15 protein-coding genes are annotated in these 17,858 nt (G+C 46.6%); 10 read left to right on the top strand and 5 right to left on the bottom strand.

Annotated elements, in window-relative coordinates; genetic code table 11:
• The first annotated feature begins 101 nt into the window (after positions 1–101).
• Positions 102–332: a hypothetical protein gene (locus RIG27_RS21800; protein WP_446348623.1), complete on the top strand. Its 231-nt coding sequence runs from the start codon at positions 102–104 to the stop codon at positions 330–332.
• Positions 326–697, top strand: a complete 372-nt coding sequence (locus RIG27_RS21795; protein ID WP_446348621.1) for a type II toxin-antitoxin system PemK/MazF family toxin — start codon at positions 326–328, stop codon at positions 695–697. Before RIG27_RS21800 ends, RIG27_RS21795 begins: the two co-directional genes overlap by 7 nt.
• Positions 698–1,083: 386 nt before the next feature.
• Here the strand turns inward: RIG27_RS21795 and RIG27_RS21790 are convergent, their stop codons facing one another.
• The gene (locus RIG27_RS21790; protein ID WP_446348619.1) at positions 1,084–2,346 is read right to left on the bottom strand and encodes an FIST signal transduction protein; all 1,263 of its coding nucleotides are present in this window, start codon (positions 2,344–2,346) and stop codon (positions 1,084–1,086) included.
• 353 nt (positions 2,347–2,699) lie between these two features.
• On the opposite strand from RIG27_RS21790, the gene RIG27_RS21785 reads away from it, so the two are divergent.
• The 3 genes from RIG27_RS21785 to RIG27_RS21775 all read left to right on the top strand — a co-directional run bounded on the left by RIG27_RS21785 (position 2,700) and on the right by RIG27_RS21775 (position 4,277).
• Positions 2,700–2,924 carry a Calvin cycle protein CP12 gene (locus tag RIG27_RS21785; RefSeq protein ID WP_006100550.1) on the top strand — a complete coding sequence of 75 codons (225 nt, stop codon included), beginning with the start codon at positions 2,700–2,702 and terminating at the stop codon, positions 2,922–2,924.
• Positions 2,925–3,186: 262 nt separating this feature from the next.
• Positions 3,187–3,780 (top strand): DUF3177 family protein, encoded by a 594-nt coding sequence (locus RIG27_RS21780; protein WP_446348617.1) that lies wholly within the window; start codon positions 3,187–3,189, stop codon positions 3,778–3,780.
• Positions 3,781–3,950: 170 nt separating this feature from the next.
• Positions 3,951–4,277, top strand: a complete 327-nt coding sequence (locus RIG27_RS21775; RefSeq protein WP_446348615.1) for a DUF7734 family protein — start codon at positions 3,951–3,953, stop codon at positions 4,275–4,277.
• Between the two features lie 330 nt (positions 4,278–4,607).
• On the opposite strand, the gene RIG27_RS21770 is transcribed toward RIG27_RS21775, so the two are convergent.
• Positions 4,608–4,748, bottom strand: coding sequence for a hypothetical protein (locus tag RIG27_RS21770; protein ID WP_446348613.1), 141 nt, complete (start codon positions 4,746–4,748; stop codon positions 4,608–4,610).
• Positions 4,749–4,873: 125 nt separating this feature from the next.
• Here RIG27_RS21770 and gor point away from each other — a divergent pair, with 125 nt between their 5' ends.
• Positions 4,874–6,241, top strand: coding sequence for a glutathione-disulfide reductase (gor, locus tag RIG27_RS21765; RefSeq protein WP_446348611.1), 1,368 nt, complete (start codon positions 4,874–4,876; stop codon positions 6,239–6,241).
• Positions 6,242–6,545: 304 nt separating this feature from the next.
• Complete coding sequence (locus RIG27_RS21760; RefSeq protein WP_446348609.1) at positions 6,546–7,100, top strand: pentapeptide repeat-containing protein; 555 nt, start codon at positions 6,546–6,548, stop codon at positions 7,098–7,100.
• A 174-nt stretch (positions 7,101–7,274) separates the two neighbouring features.
• Here RIG27_RS21760 and RIG27_RS21755 read toward each other — a convergent pair whose 3' ends face one another.
• Positions 7,275–8,153, bottom strand: a complete 879-nt coding sequence (locus RIG27_RS21755) for a pentapeptide repeat-containing protein (RefSeq protein WP_446348607.1) — start codon at positions 8,151–8,153, stop codon at positions 7,275–7,277.
• Between the two features lie 37 nt (positions 8,154–8,190).
• The gene (locus RIG27_RS21750) at positions 8,191–9,369 is read right to left on the bottom strand and encodes an RNA-guided endonuclease InsQ/TnpB family protein (RefSeq protein WP_446348605.1); all 1,179 of its coding nucleotides are present in this window, start codon (positions 9,367–9,369) and stop codon (positions 8,191–8,193) included.
• A gap of 322 nt (positions 9,370–9,691) precedes the next feature.
• Here RIG27_RS21750 and RIG27_RS21745 point away from each other — a divergent pair, with 322 nt between their 5' ends.
• Positions 9,692–10,453: a hypothetical protein gene (locus RIG27_RS21745; RefSeq protein ID WP_446348604.1), complete on the top strand. Its 762-nt coding sequence runs from the start codon at positions 9,692–9,694 to the stop codon at positions 10,451–10,453.
• A 472-nt stretch (positions 10,454–10,925) separates the two neighbouring features.
• Positions 10,926–11,927: a glycosyltransferase gene (locus tag RIG27_RS21740; RefSeq protein ID WP_446348602.1), complete on the top strand. Its 1,002-nt coding sequence runs from the start codon at positions 10,926–10,928 to the stop codon at positions 11,925–11,927.
• A 126-nt stretch (positions 11,928–12,053) separates the two neighbouring features.
• On the opposite strand, the gene RIG27_RS21735 is transcribed toward RIG27_RS21740, so the two are convergent.
• On the bottom strand, positions 12,054–15,548 hold the full coding sequence (locus RIG27_RS21735) for an NACHT domain-containing protein (RefSeq protein ID WP_446348600.1): 3,495 nt from the start codon (positions 15,546–15,548) through the stop codon (positions 12,054–12,056).
• Between the two features lie 159 nt (positions 15,549–15,707).
• On the opposite strand from RIG27_RS21735, the gene RIG27_RS21730 reads away from it, so the two are divergent.
• Positions 15,708–17,513 (top strand): hypothetical protein, encoded by a 1,806-nt coding sequence (locus tag RIG27_RS21730; protein ID WP_446348598.1) that lies wholly within the window; start codon positions 15,708–15,710, stop codon positions 17,511–17,513.
• Positions 17,514–17,858: the final 345 nt, after the last annotated feature.

Raw genomic sequence — 17,858 nt, 5'->3', positions numbered from 1 at the left:
GTAAAGGCTAACGGTATAATCAGGGTTTAAGTCTTAAGTCGCACTTAACTTAGGTATGGCTATTCCCACAAAGACAGGATTAAACACGGGAGATTAGATAAATGACTGTATATGAGAAAACCATAGCGAAGATTCGCCAATTACCGGAACCACTTGTCCAGCAAGTGAACGATTACATTGAGTTCCTGCTGATGAGAAGTGACAACAGACGTGCTGCCCTATGGATGCAGTTTAACGAAGCGCTAGAAATTGCTGAATCTGATTTCACTGACTACTTACCGAATTTAGAAGAGTATGAAGAACGTCTCGCTCGTGGAGAAATTCAGTGGTAGCCAAGCCTTCAAACAGTTTACAAATTAGACGGGGAGATGTAGTTTTATGTGACCTAAACCCAGTCGTAGGTACAGAACAGGCAGGTATAAGACCTGTAGTGATTCTACAGATTGATCGGGCAAATGCTGTTAGTCCTCATACTATCATTGCGCCGTTTACAACCAAGATACGGCAAAAGCTTTTACCTTCTCATGTGTTCGTTCCAGCAGGAGTTGGGGGTTTAAGCCAAAATTCAGTGATTCTGTGTGAACAAATTCGAGTCATTGATAAATCTCGGATTATTAGAGTGCTTGGTCATTTGGATGATATCTATCTCCAAGAACTAGCTCAAGCTCTCTGTACGATTCTCGATATATCACTTTGAACTCATGGGTGAAGCGAAAGCTATTGTGTATAAAATCTTAAGCCTTGGGAGCGATCGCCACCCAAAACCCCAGCTCATTTAATAGTTCGACAGTGGATAAATTTGCGGGTAAATCTTAAAATTCCACAAATACTGTTGTTGGTGGGTTACGGCGGATATTGAATTAAACAGTTATGTTGCCGATTGAGTTTCCGCCTAACCCACGATGGCGGCGTGGCACACCTTAATTGGTGAATTAGCATTGTAGGGGCGCAAGGCTTGCGCCCAGTTTAAACGTCAAATCTATTCCACAATTTTAGTTGTGTCAGTCCACTACTAACTACAAATGACGAATGACAAATGACAAATGACGATCTCCACATTTAGCTTTTATTGTGTCCACCTACTTAGGGTTGCCGACAAATGCCAAATACTGACGTGTAGCCGTGTAAAAATGTCCTCCCGCCAACGGGTCCAATCTCGCCATTACAAAAGAAACCGCCAACGGAAATATTATTGATATAGCGACACAAGAGTTGGGAATCAAAATCGGGTTTGCCATACAATCCTTGACCCCGCCCTAAACAGGAAAACATTAAGGCTCCCGCCGTTTCTGGGGTGGGATTGACTTGGTTTTGATAATTCTGTAAAAGTAATTCTAAATCTTCCTCAGAGGTGCGAGCGTCTCGCAGATGGAACTGAATCCGTTGACCAGGGCGCACCCGATCGCCGATCGCGATCGCACCCAGTCTGGGATCAACGCCCAACAGATTGCGAATCAGGAAATCCCCTTGACCCAGACTTTGCTTAAACTCATCACGGGCAATGCCAATAAATAGAGAATGTTGCGCCAATTCGCGATCGCTCTCACTCAGGTTTTGAATTACGTCACGCAGCACAGCTAGCGGCGGCTGGGATTCAACCTCACTGAAGCTCATCCCGTTACTATCGGCTAGTTCCAGTACAATATTTCGTTCACCTTTGGTGATTTGATAGGGTTGACCAATAGGACGACAACCTTGGGAAACAATTGGGTCTAGTACCACATTCCCACTTAACGCCACGCCGATTGTACCTTCTCGATGTAGCGTACCTCCAGAGTATCGTTCCGGATCACGATAAAATAACCCGCTCTGCACTCCCATGGCACTGGCACTCGCTAATCCTCCCACCTTAACCGAACCCGGATAGGCAAAATCTAGCCCTTGCAGGAGATCATTGATTTTCGAGGAAAAGGGATCAGCTAATAAGATGAAATGGGGTTGATCTTGGGGGGGAACACCGATTAAATCCACCCAAGTACTGGGTGAACTATCCAAGTCGGGCAAATCACTCCCAGGAATATGAAACGCCCGCACTGAAACTTCTGGCATACTTGCCAAACTAATTGATATAGCGGGTTCTGCTTCAATTTCTTGAGGTTGCCCTTGGGCATTCATCCCAATCACGCCACCTCCCCCACAACCAATGATCACCGGTACAGATAACCGTTCTTGTAACAGGGGCATTAATCGGGAATACTCGCTGGCATAAGCTGAAGAGATGAACACCAGACCCAAATCCGCAGGCATCGACAAGGATTGTTCCAGACGCTCTACCACCTCCGCGATCGCTGTTTCCAAGGACGGACGAGTTGATAAGGCATTTACCCACTTCATCAAATTTGCCATGACTTTTACTGAGGTTTTCCCTGGGTAGGGTTTTTTCTGGTTGGCTACAGGTGCAAAGCCTTATGATAACTCCAATTTGGCTAACTCCCAAGGGACTGGTGTCAGGGTGCAGGGGAAGCAGGGGAAGCAGGGGAAGCAGGGGAAGCAGAAATTACATTTATAGCTTATCCGAGTAGTATTGGGGCGGCGGGGGAGCGTCAAGATATTTCAATGGCAAGAGGATAAATAGTACTAAACAGCCTCCTACTTCCGGTAGTCGGGCAGATCGTGTAGAATTGTAAACAGCTTAAACACCAGCATTTAATTGTCAAGCTGTCTGATAAAGACAGAGTTTCAGACCCAAAGGAGTTTCGATGAGTGATATTCAAGAACAAATTGATCGGGAGCGTCAGCAAGCTAGAACTGTTTGTGACGCTCAAGGCGCAGAGTCCCCAGACTGTGCGGTAGCTTGGGATTCTGTAGAAGAATTACAAGCTGAGGCAGCACATCAGAAGCAAAAAGGCACAAAGAAAACCTCCTTCGAGAAGTATTGCGAAGAAAATCCTGATGCAGATGAGTGCCGCGTCTACGACGAATAATGACTCTTCATCTGCTATCCGTGCATATTTTGTATGGATGAATTCAGTGAATCAGTTTGGTGGCTGGAACTCCTTCGGGTGATTCCGGCTGCTTTTTTTGTTCCTGAGAACCCCTTGTCCAGGACACTAGTACACCCGTCCAGTAATTGAAATCGATAATATTCCCGAAGCGGAAATGGCAAGATTACCGTACAATTTGGGAGGTGAACCGATCGCGGTGTCACTATACTGTTAAGTCAAAGGAACTCGTCGGCTATTAGCTATGCCCGATCAACTTCTGCAAGCATTAGTCTGGACAGACTATCGGTTAGCCGTTTTATTTACGGTGTTGATTCCCCTGATCCTAATTGTATGGGCTTTTGTCAAAAAAGCTGATGCCATGGTGCGCCTATTAATTATCTACTGGCGCGTGTCCAGTTTACTGGCAATTACGGTTTATATCATGATCGCCTCGTGGCCCATTGGTTTTATATCGGGTTGGCTTGCCCGAGTTTTGATTCCCATCTCCCTCTGGTTCTGGGTAGATGTGAATGAGGATATTGAGGATCAACCGACGAATCCGCTGAAACTTACGCTGACGGCTTGGCGCTGGGCAATAACTATTTACTGTGGGATTGGTGTCTTGTGGAGTCTTCCGTCTCTAGGATGCGCGTTTACTCCAGACGCTTTGGAAACATTTGCCTGTAGAGTTTGGCTAGAACCTCCCTTTCTCTTTAAACAATATTTCCATCCTGAGTCTTCTCCTCAATTTTTGGGTTTTATTGGAATTGTTGGATTATTGATTTATGTTCTGTACTTGATCTATTTTGTTTTAATTCGCTTAGGGAAACAGGGACGAATCGCGATGGAACAGTAGTGGGAAACTGGGGAAGATGAAGGAGATGGGGAAGATGAGGGAGATGGGGAAGATGAGGGAGAGATTTTCCAATCAACAAATGACAAATGACAAATGACAAATGACAAATGACAAATGACAAATGACAAATGACGAATGACGAATGACGAATGACGAATGACGAATGACGAATGACGAATCACCAGTCAACCATGAACCAAGGAACTTCTATTGGACAGCGTTTAGAACAATACACAATTAAGTATCCTCAAGAAGTCTTACTCGTTACCGCTCAAATTGCTGGCGAAGAGGATCAGATTGCTATTTACAAAGGGTTTTCTAGTTCGTTGATGCGTCCAACGGCTTTCGATCCGGATGTACCTGTCATACCACCCGAAGCAGAAATTGTCAAAATTGATCGCGTCGCTAGTCCCTATAATCCGGATGCACCTCGTTACATTCAGCAGGGGTTAACTTGGGAGGCGATTCAGCCGTTGTTGGTAGATGCTAGTGTTTAGGATTAAGCTTTGGCGATTGGAAATCGCAGCTATACAAACACAGTCCGCCTGCGCGGACTAGCATAAATTAAGATATTGGAATATGACAATCTTATCGGTTGAAACCCACGCTCTCATCTTGGTTGAGCGCAATTGTACATAAGTAGGGCGCGTCAAAAATCGCGCAAAGCCGCACGGTGAGGCAGTGCAATATTTTTGGGCTGGGGGAACTTCAGTTTAATTAATGTCTCCAAAAATACAAAGTAGGGGTACGGCATTGCCGTACCCCTAGCTGTTTTGTTTCTTGACCGAAGAAAGGCAGAAGGCTCCAAGGAATTTATCCCGATGTTCTTATAGTTTCTTGAAAACTCCCAAATTTAGTCTAAAGTCCAGTAACTCCCCTGAAGAAACCGGATGCAGCCAGCGAATCACCCCGTCAGCCAAAGACGCGATCGCATAAGATGAACCCATAACCAAAACGGTATTCACCATAACGGCGGCTAATCCCAAGCGCCGATTATATCCAATCCGTTACACGATAATGCTATTAGTTAACACGACGCTTCGCGTACAGTGATAAGTAGTTCACATGCTGATCAAACGGAGTTAACCGAATTATGAGTTACGATTTTAATCTGTTTGTTATTGGTGGCGGTTCAGGCGGAATTGCCACAGCACGACGAGCAGCACAATATGGGGCAAAGGTAGGAGTAGCTGAATTCAGCCGCTTGGGAGGAACCTGTGTGAATCGCGGCTGTATTCCCAAAAAACTGATGGTTTATTCCTCTCATTTTCCGGAAGTGTTTGAAGAGGCGCAAGGGTATGGCTGGAGTCCTGTACAAAGCACTCTCGACTGGCATAAAATGATCGAGGCGGTGCAAAAGGAACTCGAACGCCTCAATGGAGTTTACCTGCGGATGTTGGATAATTCCGAAGTGCAACTGTTTCGGGGTTATGCCAAATTTGTTGACCCTCATACGTTAGAGATTTTTGAGTCTCCCAATAGCAGTACGGCGTCACAGAGAGTGAGTGCGGACAAAATTTTGATTGCCGTGGGCGGACATCCGGTTACGCCCAATATTCCGGGTATAGAACATGCGATTATCTCCGATGATATGTTCCTCCTCAAGGAGCAACCGAAGCGAGTCGTGATTCTCGGTGGTGGCTACATTGGTGTGGAATTTGCCTGTATTATGCATGGCTTGGGTTCTGAGGTAACTCAGATTATCCGCAAAGAAAAGATTTTGCGGGGGTTTGATGACGATATTCGCACTCAAATCCAGGAGGGAATGCAGCAACACGGTGTCCGGATTTTGGAGGGTAGCGTACCGACAGCGATTGAAAAAACAGAAGATGGATTAAAGGTTACAGTCTGTGGCAAGTATGAGGAAACGGTAATTGGAGATATCTTTCTCGCTGCTACGGGGCGCAAGCCGAATCTCCAGAATCTAGGGCTGGATAAGGCTGGAGTCGATCTCTGTCAAGATGCGATCGCGGTGGATGAGTATAGCCGTACTTCTCAACCTCATATCTATGCGGTTGGGGATTGCACAGATCGGATTAATTTGACGCCAGTTGCGATTAACGAAGGGCGTGCCTTTGCCGATACAGAATTTGGCGGCAAATCTCGGGTGATGAGTTATGAAAATGTCCCCTCGGCAGTATTTAGTACCCCAGAAGCGGCAACGGTGGGGTTAACCGAAGCTCAAGCCAGGGAAAAGCATGGCGATGCGGTGAAAGTCTATCGCGCCCGTTTCCGCCCCTTGTACCACACTCTCACGGGTCGAGAGGAACGGGTTATCGTCAAGTTAGTGGTTGACGAAACCACGGATAAAGTGTTAGGAGCGCACATGGTTGGAGCATCAGCGGCTGAGATTATTCAGGGCGTTGCGATCGCTGTGAAAATGGGAGCGAAAAAAGCCGATTTTGATGCTACCGTTGGTATTCATCCCTCGACCTCTGAGGAGTTTGTTACCTTGCGGTGAACTCCCTGCACTCCCAATACTGTTCGATTAAGGAGAGCAGGGGAAGCAGGGGAAGCAGGGGGAGCAGGGGGAGCAGGGGGAGAATAAATGCAATTAAAGCTTGTCCGAGCAGTATTGCCTGCACTCCTCTATGAGTGAGTGCAGGCTTCCTACCCAACAGAATGCTTAATCGTGGATTTCTTGCGTCCTCCGCGATTAATTCTTAAGTCGTCTTTAGACGACTTTTGCTTTTAGCCTTGGGTTTGAACCCAAGGCGATTGGTGAGACTTGGACTGTTAGAAAGCTGAGAGTAATAAATCAAATTATGAACCACAAGCGTCTAATTACTACCATTTTCCTGATGCTACTCTCACCTGTGGCTACAGTTAACGTCAACGCTGTAGCCACAGCAGCAACCCATCTCCAGAAAGATGCAGATACAGTACGCCAATTGCTAGAAACCAATAGCTGTATGGGGTGTGATTTACGAGAGGTAAATCTAGAAGACGCTCAACTCAAAGGAGCCAACCTGCGAGGTGCTAATCTCCGGTTGGCTCAATTAAGCGGTATTGAACTCAGCCGTGCTGACCTTGTTAATGCTATTCTCAGAAATGCCGACTTGATTAATGCTTCTCTGGTGGATACCAACCTCAGTAATGCGGACTTGAGAGATACAAACCTGATCGCTAGTTTTCTCACCCGCGCCAATTTGAGTAGCGCTCGATTAGAGAATGCCAATCTCACCAATGCTTATCTCAAAGGCGCGAACTTACAGGGCGCAAATTTACAGGGGGCTAACCTAGAAGGGGCTGACTGGCGAGATGCTATTTTATGCCAGACGACGCTAGCAGATGGTACGATATCAAATCGAGATTGTTGATTGGTCATTTGTCATTTGTCATTTGTCATTTGTCAAGTCGGGGCGGGTTTAGTTACATCTAGGTGTAACCGAAAAGATAGTAGTGAAACCCGCCCCTACACAATCTCCCCCATCTGACACACCGAGCGAAGTCGAGGTGTTCCCCATCTTCCCCATCTTCCCCTTCCCCATTGCCTAAAACAATTCTGGACGTGCCTCAACCGATGGAGTATTATCCGTCACCACGCAATTTGGAGCGGCTACTGTGCCATCAGGAAGCATTGTTCGGCATAACTGCGCTCCCTGCAAATTGACACCTGTTGCTCCCCGCAAATCAGTTTCAATGAGTTTTGCTCCTGTCAAGTTCGCGCCGCTTAAATCAGCTTCACTGAGATTTGCCCCATTGAAATTGACATTGGTTAAGTCTGCTAATGTCAAATTGGCTCGGAAAAGATTCGTATTGCTTAAATCAGCACCTGTCATTCTCGCCGAGCTAAAATTTCCCAAACTCAGAGTTGATCCACTCAAATTTGCCCCGTATAAAATGACATAAGAGGCAAACGTACCATCTAAACTAGCACCAACGATTTGAGCGCCACTCAAATTGGTATCGTACAACCGAGCGCCGCGAAAATTAGCATTAGCTAAAATGGCACGAGTCAAGTTAGCATAATCTAACTTGGCATTGCTCAGATTTGCTCCTGTAAGATTGGCGGGAACTTCTGTGACAATTGCCCGATCCACCGATGTTTTAGGACTAAAGTTGGCAGCGCTGAGATCAACACCTCCTAAATTGGCTCCTCTGAGGTCAGCCGATCGCAAATCACAACCGACTAAACTTGGTCGATTTTGCCTCGGCAAAACATACGCTTGTTCAAGACGCCTGTCGTATTCAGTTCTTTCACTCAAATTGGCACCGGGAGCTTGTCTGGCTCGCTGACATTGTTGTTGAAAGTCTTGCTCAAAGTCCTCTCGAAACTGGGCGTTAGCTGGTAGTGTCGAAACACCAAAACCCAGGGCTAGGTAAAATCCTAGGATTTTGATTATTGGCCGAAACAGGGGATGTTTATTCACGACTCTTCAGTCACTACTAACGTTTAATTATAGTAAACTACCCCACGCATAGAATGCGGGGGCTTTCGGTAGCCCTAGAATTGATCGGACAAGCCAACAATTCTGAGCCTCTGGGCTGGTTTACACTCAACCCCACTAAAGCAATCATTTTTGAGCCATTATCATCTGCATCGCCAGTCCATCCACATCGGCTATTGCTGCATTGAAAAGACTTATTGCTTCTTAGTCCTATATGTAGACAGCAATGACACGTTTGACTGGTATAAGCTGGATTAACTGCTAATACCTCAACTCCTTCTTTGATTCCCTTGTATTCAAGGAAAGTCCTTAGTTGGTAGAAAGCCCAAGAATTAGAGCGTCTGCGCTCAGTTTTATTTCTTGGTTTTTGGTTGGTTCGTTCTCGAATTCCCGTTAAATCTTCAAGGCTTACGAAGGATTGAGTTGTTTTGGCTTCAGTTATGATAGATGAGCTTATATTGTGGTTTAGCCATGCCTGATACCTTCTCTCTCGACCCGATAACCGTTTCAAAATCTTTCTAGCTCTACGTCGAGTTGATCTTGTGCCTTGGGACGCTTTTCTTTGAAGAGAAGCTCGGACTCTGGCGAATTTATCTCTTTTGTCTTGAATCTCTTTTCCTGACCATGATTGCCCTGTGTTAGTTACAGCTATATCTCGTCTACCAAAATCCACACCGATTACGTTATCAGTCTTAATTGGTTTTGGCGGTTCAGATTTCAATTGGATATGAACATACCAGTTACCATCACGATGTAAACATACTTGAGCCGATGTCGGCTTTTGTCCTTTCAGTTTACCTCGATGATAATTACTAGCTCTAATTGGCGCAGTTAATCTTTTGCCCGTGGTGCTAATGCTAACCGTCCAATCTTCCTCAATAAAGCGAAACGTTCTAGCATCACAATCAAAACTGGTTGGTTTAATAGATTTAACCTTTTTCCCTTTTTGCTTTGCTGTTAGACGATTAGCTGCTACTCTGGCACAAGCTCTAACCACATGATTAGCTGTTAATCTAAACTGGTATTTTACGTCTTTGTAGCAGCAGGCTTGGATTGAGTTTCTATTGGTAAAATATGGATTGACATTTTGATTAATCCAATTACAAGCTGACGCAAAAACCCTAGCTGTATCAAGTAACAATTGCTGCTGTTTGATATCAACTTTCACTTGCACAACTAGCGTCAGAACTTGTTTCATGCACAATTCAAACTTCACTCTCTAGATTATAGTATAAAAGCGGATGTCCTCAGCAAGCGTTTTATTTGTTGGCGCGACGTTCCTCCCTACATCTGAAGCTGAGGGCTTCCCGTCGCGCATTTTCGGTGAATCATAATGCGACTCAGACCGCATCTCATTTGAGATTTTAGATCTTAGCAGCTTAACTGAGCCTCTTTTGTCAATAGTGTGATAACAAAAATTTATTGACTGAGTTTTACTATCAAATGATAGATGATATTGAGTCTTTGTTCTTTTAGAGTAGAAGTGACAACCACCACAATGTATAAAAATTAACTGAAATATGACAGCACAGCGGAAAAATAGTTCATTTACAGACCATATCAGTAACGCGATCGCAACAACCACTCAAGTCGCCACGTTTGCCACTCAGTTGGCGACTAAAGCCACGCAATCGGCGGCTGATACCATTACCAGCACAAGCAAGGCTGTCGGAGAAGTTGTTCGCCCTGCGGCTGTGCGATTCCTAGAACCAGGAACGGAAACCGTCGGCAAAATCGTGGCACCGATCGCAGAACACCCGTTGACTAAATATGCTGCTAAAGTACCAGGGATTAACTTACTTGTTGCTGCACTGGGTCAAGTGGATTTGGAGCAAGCTCAAAAAGACGTAGACAAGCTGCGACAGGAGTACCCGTTTGACACATCCGAACAGCTAGCTCACCGGATTATGGTGGATACAGCAATCAAAGGAGGTAGGTTGGGATTAATCACCAACTTTATTCCCCCTTTAGCGCTGGCTTTATTTGGGATTGAGCTAGCGGCGGTTACAGCACTCCAAGCACAGATGGTTTATCGCATTGCGGCGGCTTATGGATTTTCGCTAAAAGAGCCAACGCGACGCGGTGAAGTTCTGGCAATTTTTGGCTTATCTGTAGGGGGTTCCGGAGTTCTTAAAGGGGGTTTGAGTTTTGTCGAAATTTTGCCAGTCATTGGTGCAGCCGTGGGAGCCTCTAGTAATGCAGCTCTCATTTATTCCCTCGGATTCGTTGCCAGTCAGTTTTATGAAGAAAAAAGAAACACCTTGACTCGATATCATGAATAGCGACATTCCCCCAGCGCCGCCCCTACAATTGACGTATTACTTTTTTATCGCTAACTAGGATTACTAGACCGATGCTTTAGTGATAGCGATCACGAAAAAGTCCGCTTTTACCACACAGTAGCGGAAATTTAGATCACAACAATTGTCCCTAGAAATTTCTACCCTAGAAGTGAAGCCCACATTTCGATTGACGTACGTGCTGTCAATCAGAATGTGGGCGGCTGTCAGGGTTTCAGGGGTGCATCTGCCCTTTCATATTCATTTAGGGTCTTTTTTTAGGCAGGGTGCATCTGCTTTCTCTAGTTTCCATCAATCATCAGCAAAATGGGTAGAGTTACGATGAAATCTAACCCGCTGAATATAAAAATTTAGTAAAGTTTTATATTTTCTGACCGGCTCGCCAAAGCCAGTCCGTCTACGGGGACTCTAGTATATTAAACTATCAGACAATCTCAGTGAGGCAATTGGTGTTTTGAGAACCCTTTACTTTTTAGTCCCTGGAACTTATGGCAAGTTTGCTTGCGGCGGTCTTTGGGCGGAGTTAAAAACCCTGAGTCTGGCAAAGCAGGTTTGCCCTGCGGAGGTGGTCACCTATCGTCAACGGGAAAAGAATACGCTGTTCCTAGATGATTTGCTCAAAAAACAGGATTTAAATAATGTTATTTTTGTGGTCAGTTGGGGATTTGATAGCCCCAAACTTGTAGCAAAGCTAAAGTTATATCCGGTTATTTACCATGCCCATAGTGCTGGGTATCGATTTCAACTTCCGGCGCGTATCCCTATTATTACCGTTAGTCGCAATACTATGGGATATTGGGGACAGCGATCGCCTAATTCTTTAATTTACTATTTACCTAATCATATTTCGGAAGAATTCCAGAACTTCAATCGAGAACGGGATATTGATGTGTTAGTTCAGGCGCGGAAATCGTCTGAGTATTTACTTCAGGACTTGATACCAGAGTTACAGAAGCATTGTCGTGTTAAAGTTGTTGATTCCTACGTCGAGGATTTAGTGGGACTCTTCAATCGGGCTAAAGTTTATTTGTATGATTCGGCTGAGTATTGGGCGCAACAGGGGGTAAGTGAAGGCTTTGGGCTGCAACCAATGGAAGCCCTTGCTTGTGGCTGTCAGGTTTTTTCGAGTGTGAATGGGGGATTATCGGATTATTTAGATCCGGGGTTTAATTGCTATAAAATTGCGGTATATTCTCAAGAGTATGATATTAAACGCATTCTCAGAGTTATAGAAAATCCGTCACTCAAGCCTTTAGATGAACATTTTTTGGCGGAATATCGGTATAACAATATTATCCATCGCCTGAAAATAATTTTAGCGGATGTCAATGATTTTTTTGATTTAAGCCAAAATAAACCGGGGAGTATTCCCCGTTTAACAAAGATACGGTTAGCTAAATTAATGACCCAGAGTTTTTTTGATAAGCTGCGACAAAAATATATCCTTAAAAAATAAAAATTTTTCAACAAATGACCGTAAATAAGTAGGTTGGTGAAAATAAACCAAACGATGTTAGATTCTGTCAATGTTCCTCAAACCTTGACAAATGACAAATGACTAATGACAAATGACTAATAACTATTAATCATCCTCTTCATCCAACATAATCGTATCTTCGTGAAACACGCCAGTCTCTTGTTCCGCGCCCGCTTCTAACTGTTCCTCTTCAGTTTCCGACTCGGATAATTCCCACTTATTCACTTGGGCTGTCTCCCCAGCATACTGCTCTGTATCCGACACAGACGGGTATTGTCCCATCTCGTCCAATTGCTGCGTATCGCCACTATACTGCTCTGTATCCGAAACCGGGGCTTCCGTTACCCACTCATCCGCTTGCGCTGTCTCCCCCGCATACTGATCCGTTTCCGACACTGTAGCTTGGGCATTTAACCGCTCACGGTCAAACTGTTCAGTTTCCCCATCATAGCGATCGCTTCCTTGCGAGTAAATGGTTGGTAACATGAGTTCCCCTTCGGCACTCTCAATGAAAATCATCGGATCATCTTCAAACAAATGCTCCTCTTCGATAGTTTTCACGAAGGGAGAGACAACCAAAGATTGGTAATAGGACTGAAACTCGTCCCAGGAAAAGAACGCTCCACTTTTAACCGCAAACTGTTTATTCGGTTCATCTAACAAAGCGTCTACTAAACAAGAATTCGTCAAATTTGCCGATGTTAAATTAGCACCCCGCAGATCCGCCCCCAATAAATTCGCCCCTTCTAACTGCGCCCCTTTGAGATCCGCATCCGCTAAATTTGCTCCAACTAAACTTGCCCAGGCTAAATTTGCCTGTTGTAAATTAGCCGCCGCTAAGTTAATCCCACTTAACTCAGCCGTCGATAAATCGGCATGGACAAGATTCGCCTCTGCCAGCATTACCCGATTTAAACAAGCTTGGGGTAAATGAATCTGCGCCAAACTTCCTCTCGCCCGTTGCCAAAATGTGGTAGGAGATAGGGCAACGGTACGACCCATAAAACTTAACAATTGATCGGCATCAAATTCCTGGGGAATCTCTGGGTTGCCACAGGGCCAGAAGGGGAGATTGGCTTCTCTGGTGGCTGAACAGAGGACTAAAAAGACATTTAATCCCACGGTGGCATCAATTTGTAACGTATTCAAGGGATTATTCAGATCCCGCAACTGTTCGTGAACCCGATGAGCCACCCCTTCATCAAACCACCGTCCGCGACAGTAGGCGCGATAAAAGCGATAGAGTCGTTGAAATAATACCGGGAAGGAAAAGGCGTCCGCATTGCGCTGTTGCTCCCGTCGTAGTCTCTCAATGACCAATTCCTCAATTTGAGGAGACAACAAACCATACCCCAACAACTGATAAAGATGTTCAGCCAGATGGAGGGACGAATCAATCACAAACGAGACTTCCCCATACGGGTTGGGCAGCTTTTGCGTTAATGCCTTCAGTTGCAGGGCAATTTCTTCGGCAGCTAAATAGTCTCCTAAACTAGGGTGAGAAAACTCAATGGAGAGGGGTGCTGATGCCGCTTTCTGGGACGCAAATGATTGGCGCGGTGAGGACTTCATCCAGTCTCCGGCTTTATCTCTGGGCTGGGTGCGGAAAAAGAACGTGGGTAGGGGTTGGGTAAAGGAATCCGTCGTCGTTTCTTGATTCTGGAACCGATTCTGGATTACCGTTTGTGTCACTTGATTCTGACCCGTCTGCAAAATCGTCAGGGCTGTCCCCTGCATTTGACGGCGTAACTTTTGCGGGGAACGTCCTTCCAAGAGATTCGCGATCGCTTCTAGAGAACGCCCTGCATGGGACAACCCTTCGCGAATTAACTCCAAGGGCGGTCCACTCCCGCTCGTCGGTTCACCTAGCAACCAGCGACATATCCGGTCATAGATTTCAAACTTAACCTCAGCCGGACTCATTTTAAAGATGCGATCGTCAATTAAGGCATCTCGATGTAAAATGCCCACCAAATACAGCATCAGGGGACGAGTCAGCAGCGCCACTAAGTCGGGATGGGGAGATTGCGGCTGAAACACACCACCATGTTTTAAGAAATTAAAATACGACTGAGCAATGGATTTAGATTGCAGTTTCGCCCACTGGAGAAACCACTTGCGGAATTCCTCCTTCGCCATCGGTTCAATAGCAATCCGTTGGAGTCGGCTTTGTAGCGGCGGTAGACTACTATGGCGATATTTACGCGCCAACACGCCATCCAAAGTAACCGGGCGACTGGTAAGGATAATCTTGTGGCGAGGCGAATTTGACCCGCTCTTCTGAGTATGAAATCGCATCACCTGATCCATAAATGTCCACAAGTGACGCTCCGTCTGGGGAGAACGGGGCAATTCATTCAAACCATCTAAAATCAGCAAACAAGGGGGGGAACTGCGAGAGAACCACCCGTCTGTATCCGTGAACCGTCCCACCGGGAAGGCTGTCTCCAAGGTTTGCTCCAAGGTTTGACCTAACGTCACATCCCGCAGGCGAATAATCACAGGCATCCACTGGGGATACAGCTCTTGCGCTACCCGTGCAGCTAACATCTGACAGAAACTGGTCTTACCACAGCCACCATCGGCTTCAATCACCGCAATACTGTTTTTATCATTCAGTTGAGACATCACCCATGCCATTAAATCCGTCGGTGGCGAGGAAGCAGCGGCGAGATAGGCAGGGTCAAGATCGTTTTGGCGGCGTCGTTCCCGGTTTTCTTGTCCCAGGGTGGTAGGGAGGCGTCTGCCGTTCAGGGACACGTAGATTTCCTTGAGGGAAAAGGGTTCCGCAAATAAGGGTTCGCTTAAGGATCGGGAAAGTTCCGCCCGATAATATTCCCGATCCAAATCCAGGGTCAATTGGGGCGTGGAAAACTCTTCCTCCTCATCCTCTTCTGGAGGGGTGGTGAGGGTGTTACTTAAATGACCCAACCGGACAAACTTTTGTAGTTGTGCCAAGGGTAGCGCATTTTCGGCAATCACCTTGAGTAAATGACCCGCGAGTCCATTACTCAACCGTTGGGTTAATAACTTCGCTTCCGTTTCCTCCGCCCCATTCGCCACAAACCAGGCGATCGCTAAATTATTCATCTGCTGCACCAGAAAGGAATTCGCTACAGATGACAGGGCTTGTTCGGCTTGGGAATCACTGAGACGTCCCGGACGCAGGGTTTTCAGCAAGGCAATCAATTGGGGATCAACCAGAGGTTCCTCAGCATTCGGTGACGCCGGAACTTGGGCGCGATTCACCCAAGGTCTTCGCAGTTGGGCTTCTTGGGCTAAAAGTCCTTGTAAAGCGTTCAGATACGCCACCTGAAAACTCAGCCAGGTGCCTTCACTCCGGCGTAAGGGCTTCTTGCGACTCAAAATCCGCAGCAACCCCACCGTTAACTGAGACAAAATCGGCGCGACTTGCCAAGCGACAGTTAACGGTAACTCCAACACTTCGGTCAAGACACTAATCGCAAAGGGATTCAGACTCTTAACCTCCATGTCTTGGGCAATGCGAAACGCAATGCCCGCCAACTGGGCGTTATCCTGTCCCAGTTGGGCAAGTTCAATGTGGCGTTCTGCTAGCCAATTGCGAATGCTTAGGCTCATGCCACCCTAACTACTCCAAAACGATTCCTCATCCTATTGTGGACTCTATTGAACTCAATACGAATCACCCAAATTTACGGTTGATTGGGAATACAATGATGCACAATAAACGGTGAACAATGAATTATCAGTTGTTGTCTATCTGTGTCCAAACGAGACGTGCCCCGATTTCATCTCCATACTTCCCTGCCTGCTCGCAAACCTCGGGGACATAAGTTAGTCATCCGACTTGCAAGAGGCTCTAAGGCATCGAGTTTAGCAGAAACGGGACACTTAAACGCTAAAGTTGTCCGCAACAGGCGCTCAAACCCAGACCGCCAACGCCGCCAACGGGAGTTGTGGCGATGGTCATTGCTGTGGTTGATCATTGTGTCCGTTGTTGGCAGCATGGTTGTTGGTGGTACATTATTACTCACCCGATTGCCACCTCCGGCAAATTGCCAACGCATTTCTCCTTTATCCACGGATAGCGAACGATTATACTGCGCTCAACTGGCTGCCCAATCCGGAGAATTTGAGCAACTGCTAAACGCGATCGCGATCGTGCAATATTGGTCGCCTAACCATTCCCTATATCCCCAGGCGCAGCAACTGCTGCAGGAATGGTCTCAAATGGTACTGCAATTTGCCCGGGAAACCCTGAATCAGGGAAACTATACCGATGCCCTAAAAATGGCGATGCAAATTCCTGTAAGTAGTCCCCTGTATCCTGAAGCTCAAGCCCAAATCGCCACCTGGAAACAGGAACGAATCGAGGCTCAGGCAATTGTCAGTCAAGTTCAAGATGCCCTGAAAGTGCAAAACTGGCAACAGGCAGCTAAGTTAATTAGCCAACTGTCACGCTTCAATGACCAATACTGGAGTGTATCCCGCTATGATACCCTGACCCAACAGTTGGCGGCGGAAAAACAGGCGTGGACGCAACTGCAAGAAGCACGAGATTTAGCCCAATCGAATCAATTGGCAAAGATCGAACAAGCGATCGCCTTAGCCGCCAAGGTTGATCCTAACAGCTATATTAAAGCCCAAGCTCAGAGTGATCTGTCGAATTGGAGTCGCACGTTACTTAAAATTGCTGCCACTCGCTTCCAAAATCAAGAGTATCAGGGGGTTATTGAGGTTGCTCAAGGAATTCCGATTAATACATCCCTGTATCAAGAGGCTCAAGATTGGTTACGTTTAGGGCAAGCTGGGAAACTGGTACAACAAAACACCATTCTTGCCTTCATTGACGCCTTAACCGCCGTTCGCCAACTGGATGGCAAAAGTCCGGTGCAAACGTCAGCCGCCGCCCAAGCGGTTCAGTGGGAGGCTCAACTCCAAGATCGCCTCCAGTTACGCCTTGCCCAAATGACTGCCAGCTTTGAGCAACGCCCCTTGCTACAGATGGCAATCGACCAAGCTACTCTCATCACACCCGATCGCCCCCAGCGTATCGAAGCACAGACACACATTGCCCAATGGCGCAAACAGATTCAACATATCGACGATCGCAATATCCTCAAAACCGCCCAACAGCTAGCCGCAGGTGGCACCATTGATCAATTAAACGCCGCCGTCACCCAAGCCCGTAAAATTGAGCCAGGTCAACCTTTACGCCCCGAAGCCCAAACGGCGATCGCCCAATGGAATCGCCAAATCCAAACCCTAGAGGATCAACCCATCCTCGACTTAGCCCGCGCCTTCGCCCAACGCCGGGATTTAATCGCCGCCATTTCCACCGCCAATCAGATTCGTCCAGGTCGAATGCTGTATGCTGAAGCTCAAAGCGCGATCGCCCAATGGGTTGCCCAAATTCAAACTGCCCAAGATCGTCCCATCCTCGAAGCCGCCGCCGCCCTAGCCGCCCAAGGACGATTTGACGCCGCGATCGCCACCGCCGCCCAGATTCCCCCAGAACGGGCGCTTTACCCACAAGCCCAAGCCGCAATTAGTCAGTGGCAATTCCAACAGAATGGAGGGTAGAAGATGGGGAGAGGGGAAGCAGGGGAAGCAGGGGAAGCAGGGGGAGCAGGGGGAGCAGGGGGAGCAGGGGAAGATGGGGAAGATGGGGAAGATGGGGAAGATGGGGAAGGTAAATGATCCATGACTAGAAAAGGGTTTTATGTGTAGGGGCGGGTTTCACTACTATCATTTTTTTGTTCACCATAATGTCACTAAACCCGCCCTGTCTAAATGACCAATGACCAATGACCAATGACCAATGACCAATGACCAATGACCAATGACCAATGACCAATGACCAATGACCAATGACCAATGACCAATGACCAATGACCAATGACCAATGACCAATGACCAATGACCAAT

The organism is Coleofasciculus sp. F4-SAH-05, from assembly GCF_040222985.1.
Taxonomy (GTDB): Bacteria; Cyanobacteriota; Cyanobacteriia; order Cyanobacteriales; family Coleofasciculaceae; genus Coleofasciculus; species Coleofasciculus chthonoplastes.
This window is presented reverse-complemented; position numbering and strand designations above follow the sequence as displayed.

Coding starts and splice junctions, on each gene's coding strand:
- RIG27_RS21800 (WP_446348623.1), top strand. CDS start 102: ATGACTGTATATGAGAAAACCATAGCGAAGATTCGCCAATTACCGGAA.
- RIG27_RS21790 (WP_446348619.1), bottom strand. CDS start 2,346: ATGGCAAATTTGATGAAGTGGGTAAATGCCTTATCAACTCGTCCGTCC.
- RIG27_RS21785 (WP_006100550.1), top strand. CDS start 2,700: ATGAGTGATATTCAAGAACAAATTGATCGGGAGCGTCAGCAAGCTAGA.
- RIG27_RS21780 (WP_446348617.1), top strand. CDS start 3,187: ATGCCCGATCAACTTCTGCAAGCATTAGTCTGGACAGACTATCGGTTA.
- RIG27_RS21775 (WP_446348615.1), top strand. CDS start 3,951: ATGACGAATCACCAGTCAACCATGAACCAAGGAACTTCTATTGGACAG.
- RIG27_RS21770 (WP_446348613.1), bottom strand. CDS start 4,748: ATGGTGAATACCGTTTTGGTTATGGGTTCATCTTATGCGATCGCGTCT.
- gor (WP_446348611.1), top strand. CDS start 4,874: ATGAGTTACGATTTTAATCTGTTTGTTATTGGTGGCGGTTCAGGCGGA.
- RIG27_RS21760 (WP_446348609.1), top strand. CDS start 6,546: ATGAACCACAAGCGTCTAATTACTACCATTTTCCTGATGCTACTCTCA.
- RIG27_RS21750 (WP_446348605.1), bottom strand. CDS start 9,369: ATGAAACAAGTTCTGACGCTAGTTGTGCAAGTGAAAGTTGATATCAAA.
- RIG27_RS21745 (WP_446348604.1), top strand. CDS start 9,692: ATGACAGCACAGCGGAAAAATAGTTCATTTACAGACCATATCAGTAAC.
- RIG27_RS21735 (WP_446348600.1), bottom strand. CDS start 15,548: ATGAGCCTAAGCATTCGCAATTGGCTAGCAGAACGCCACATTGAACTT.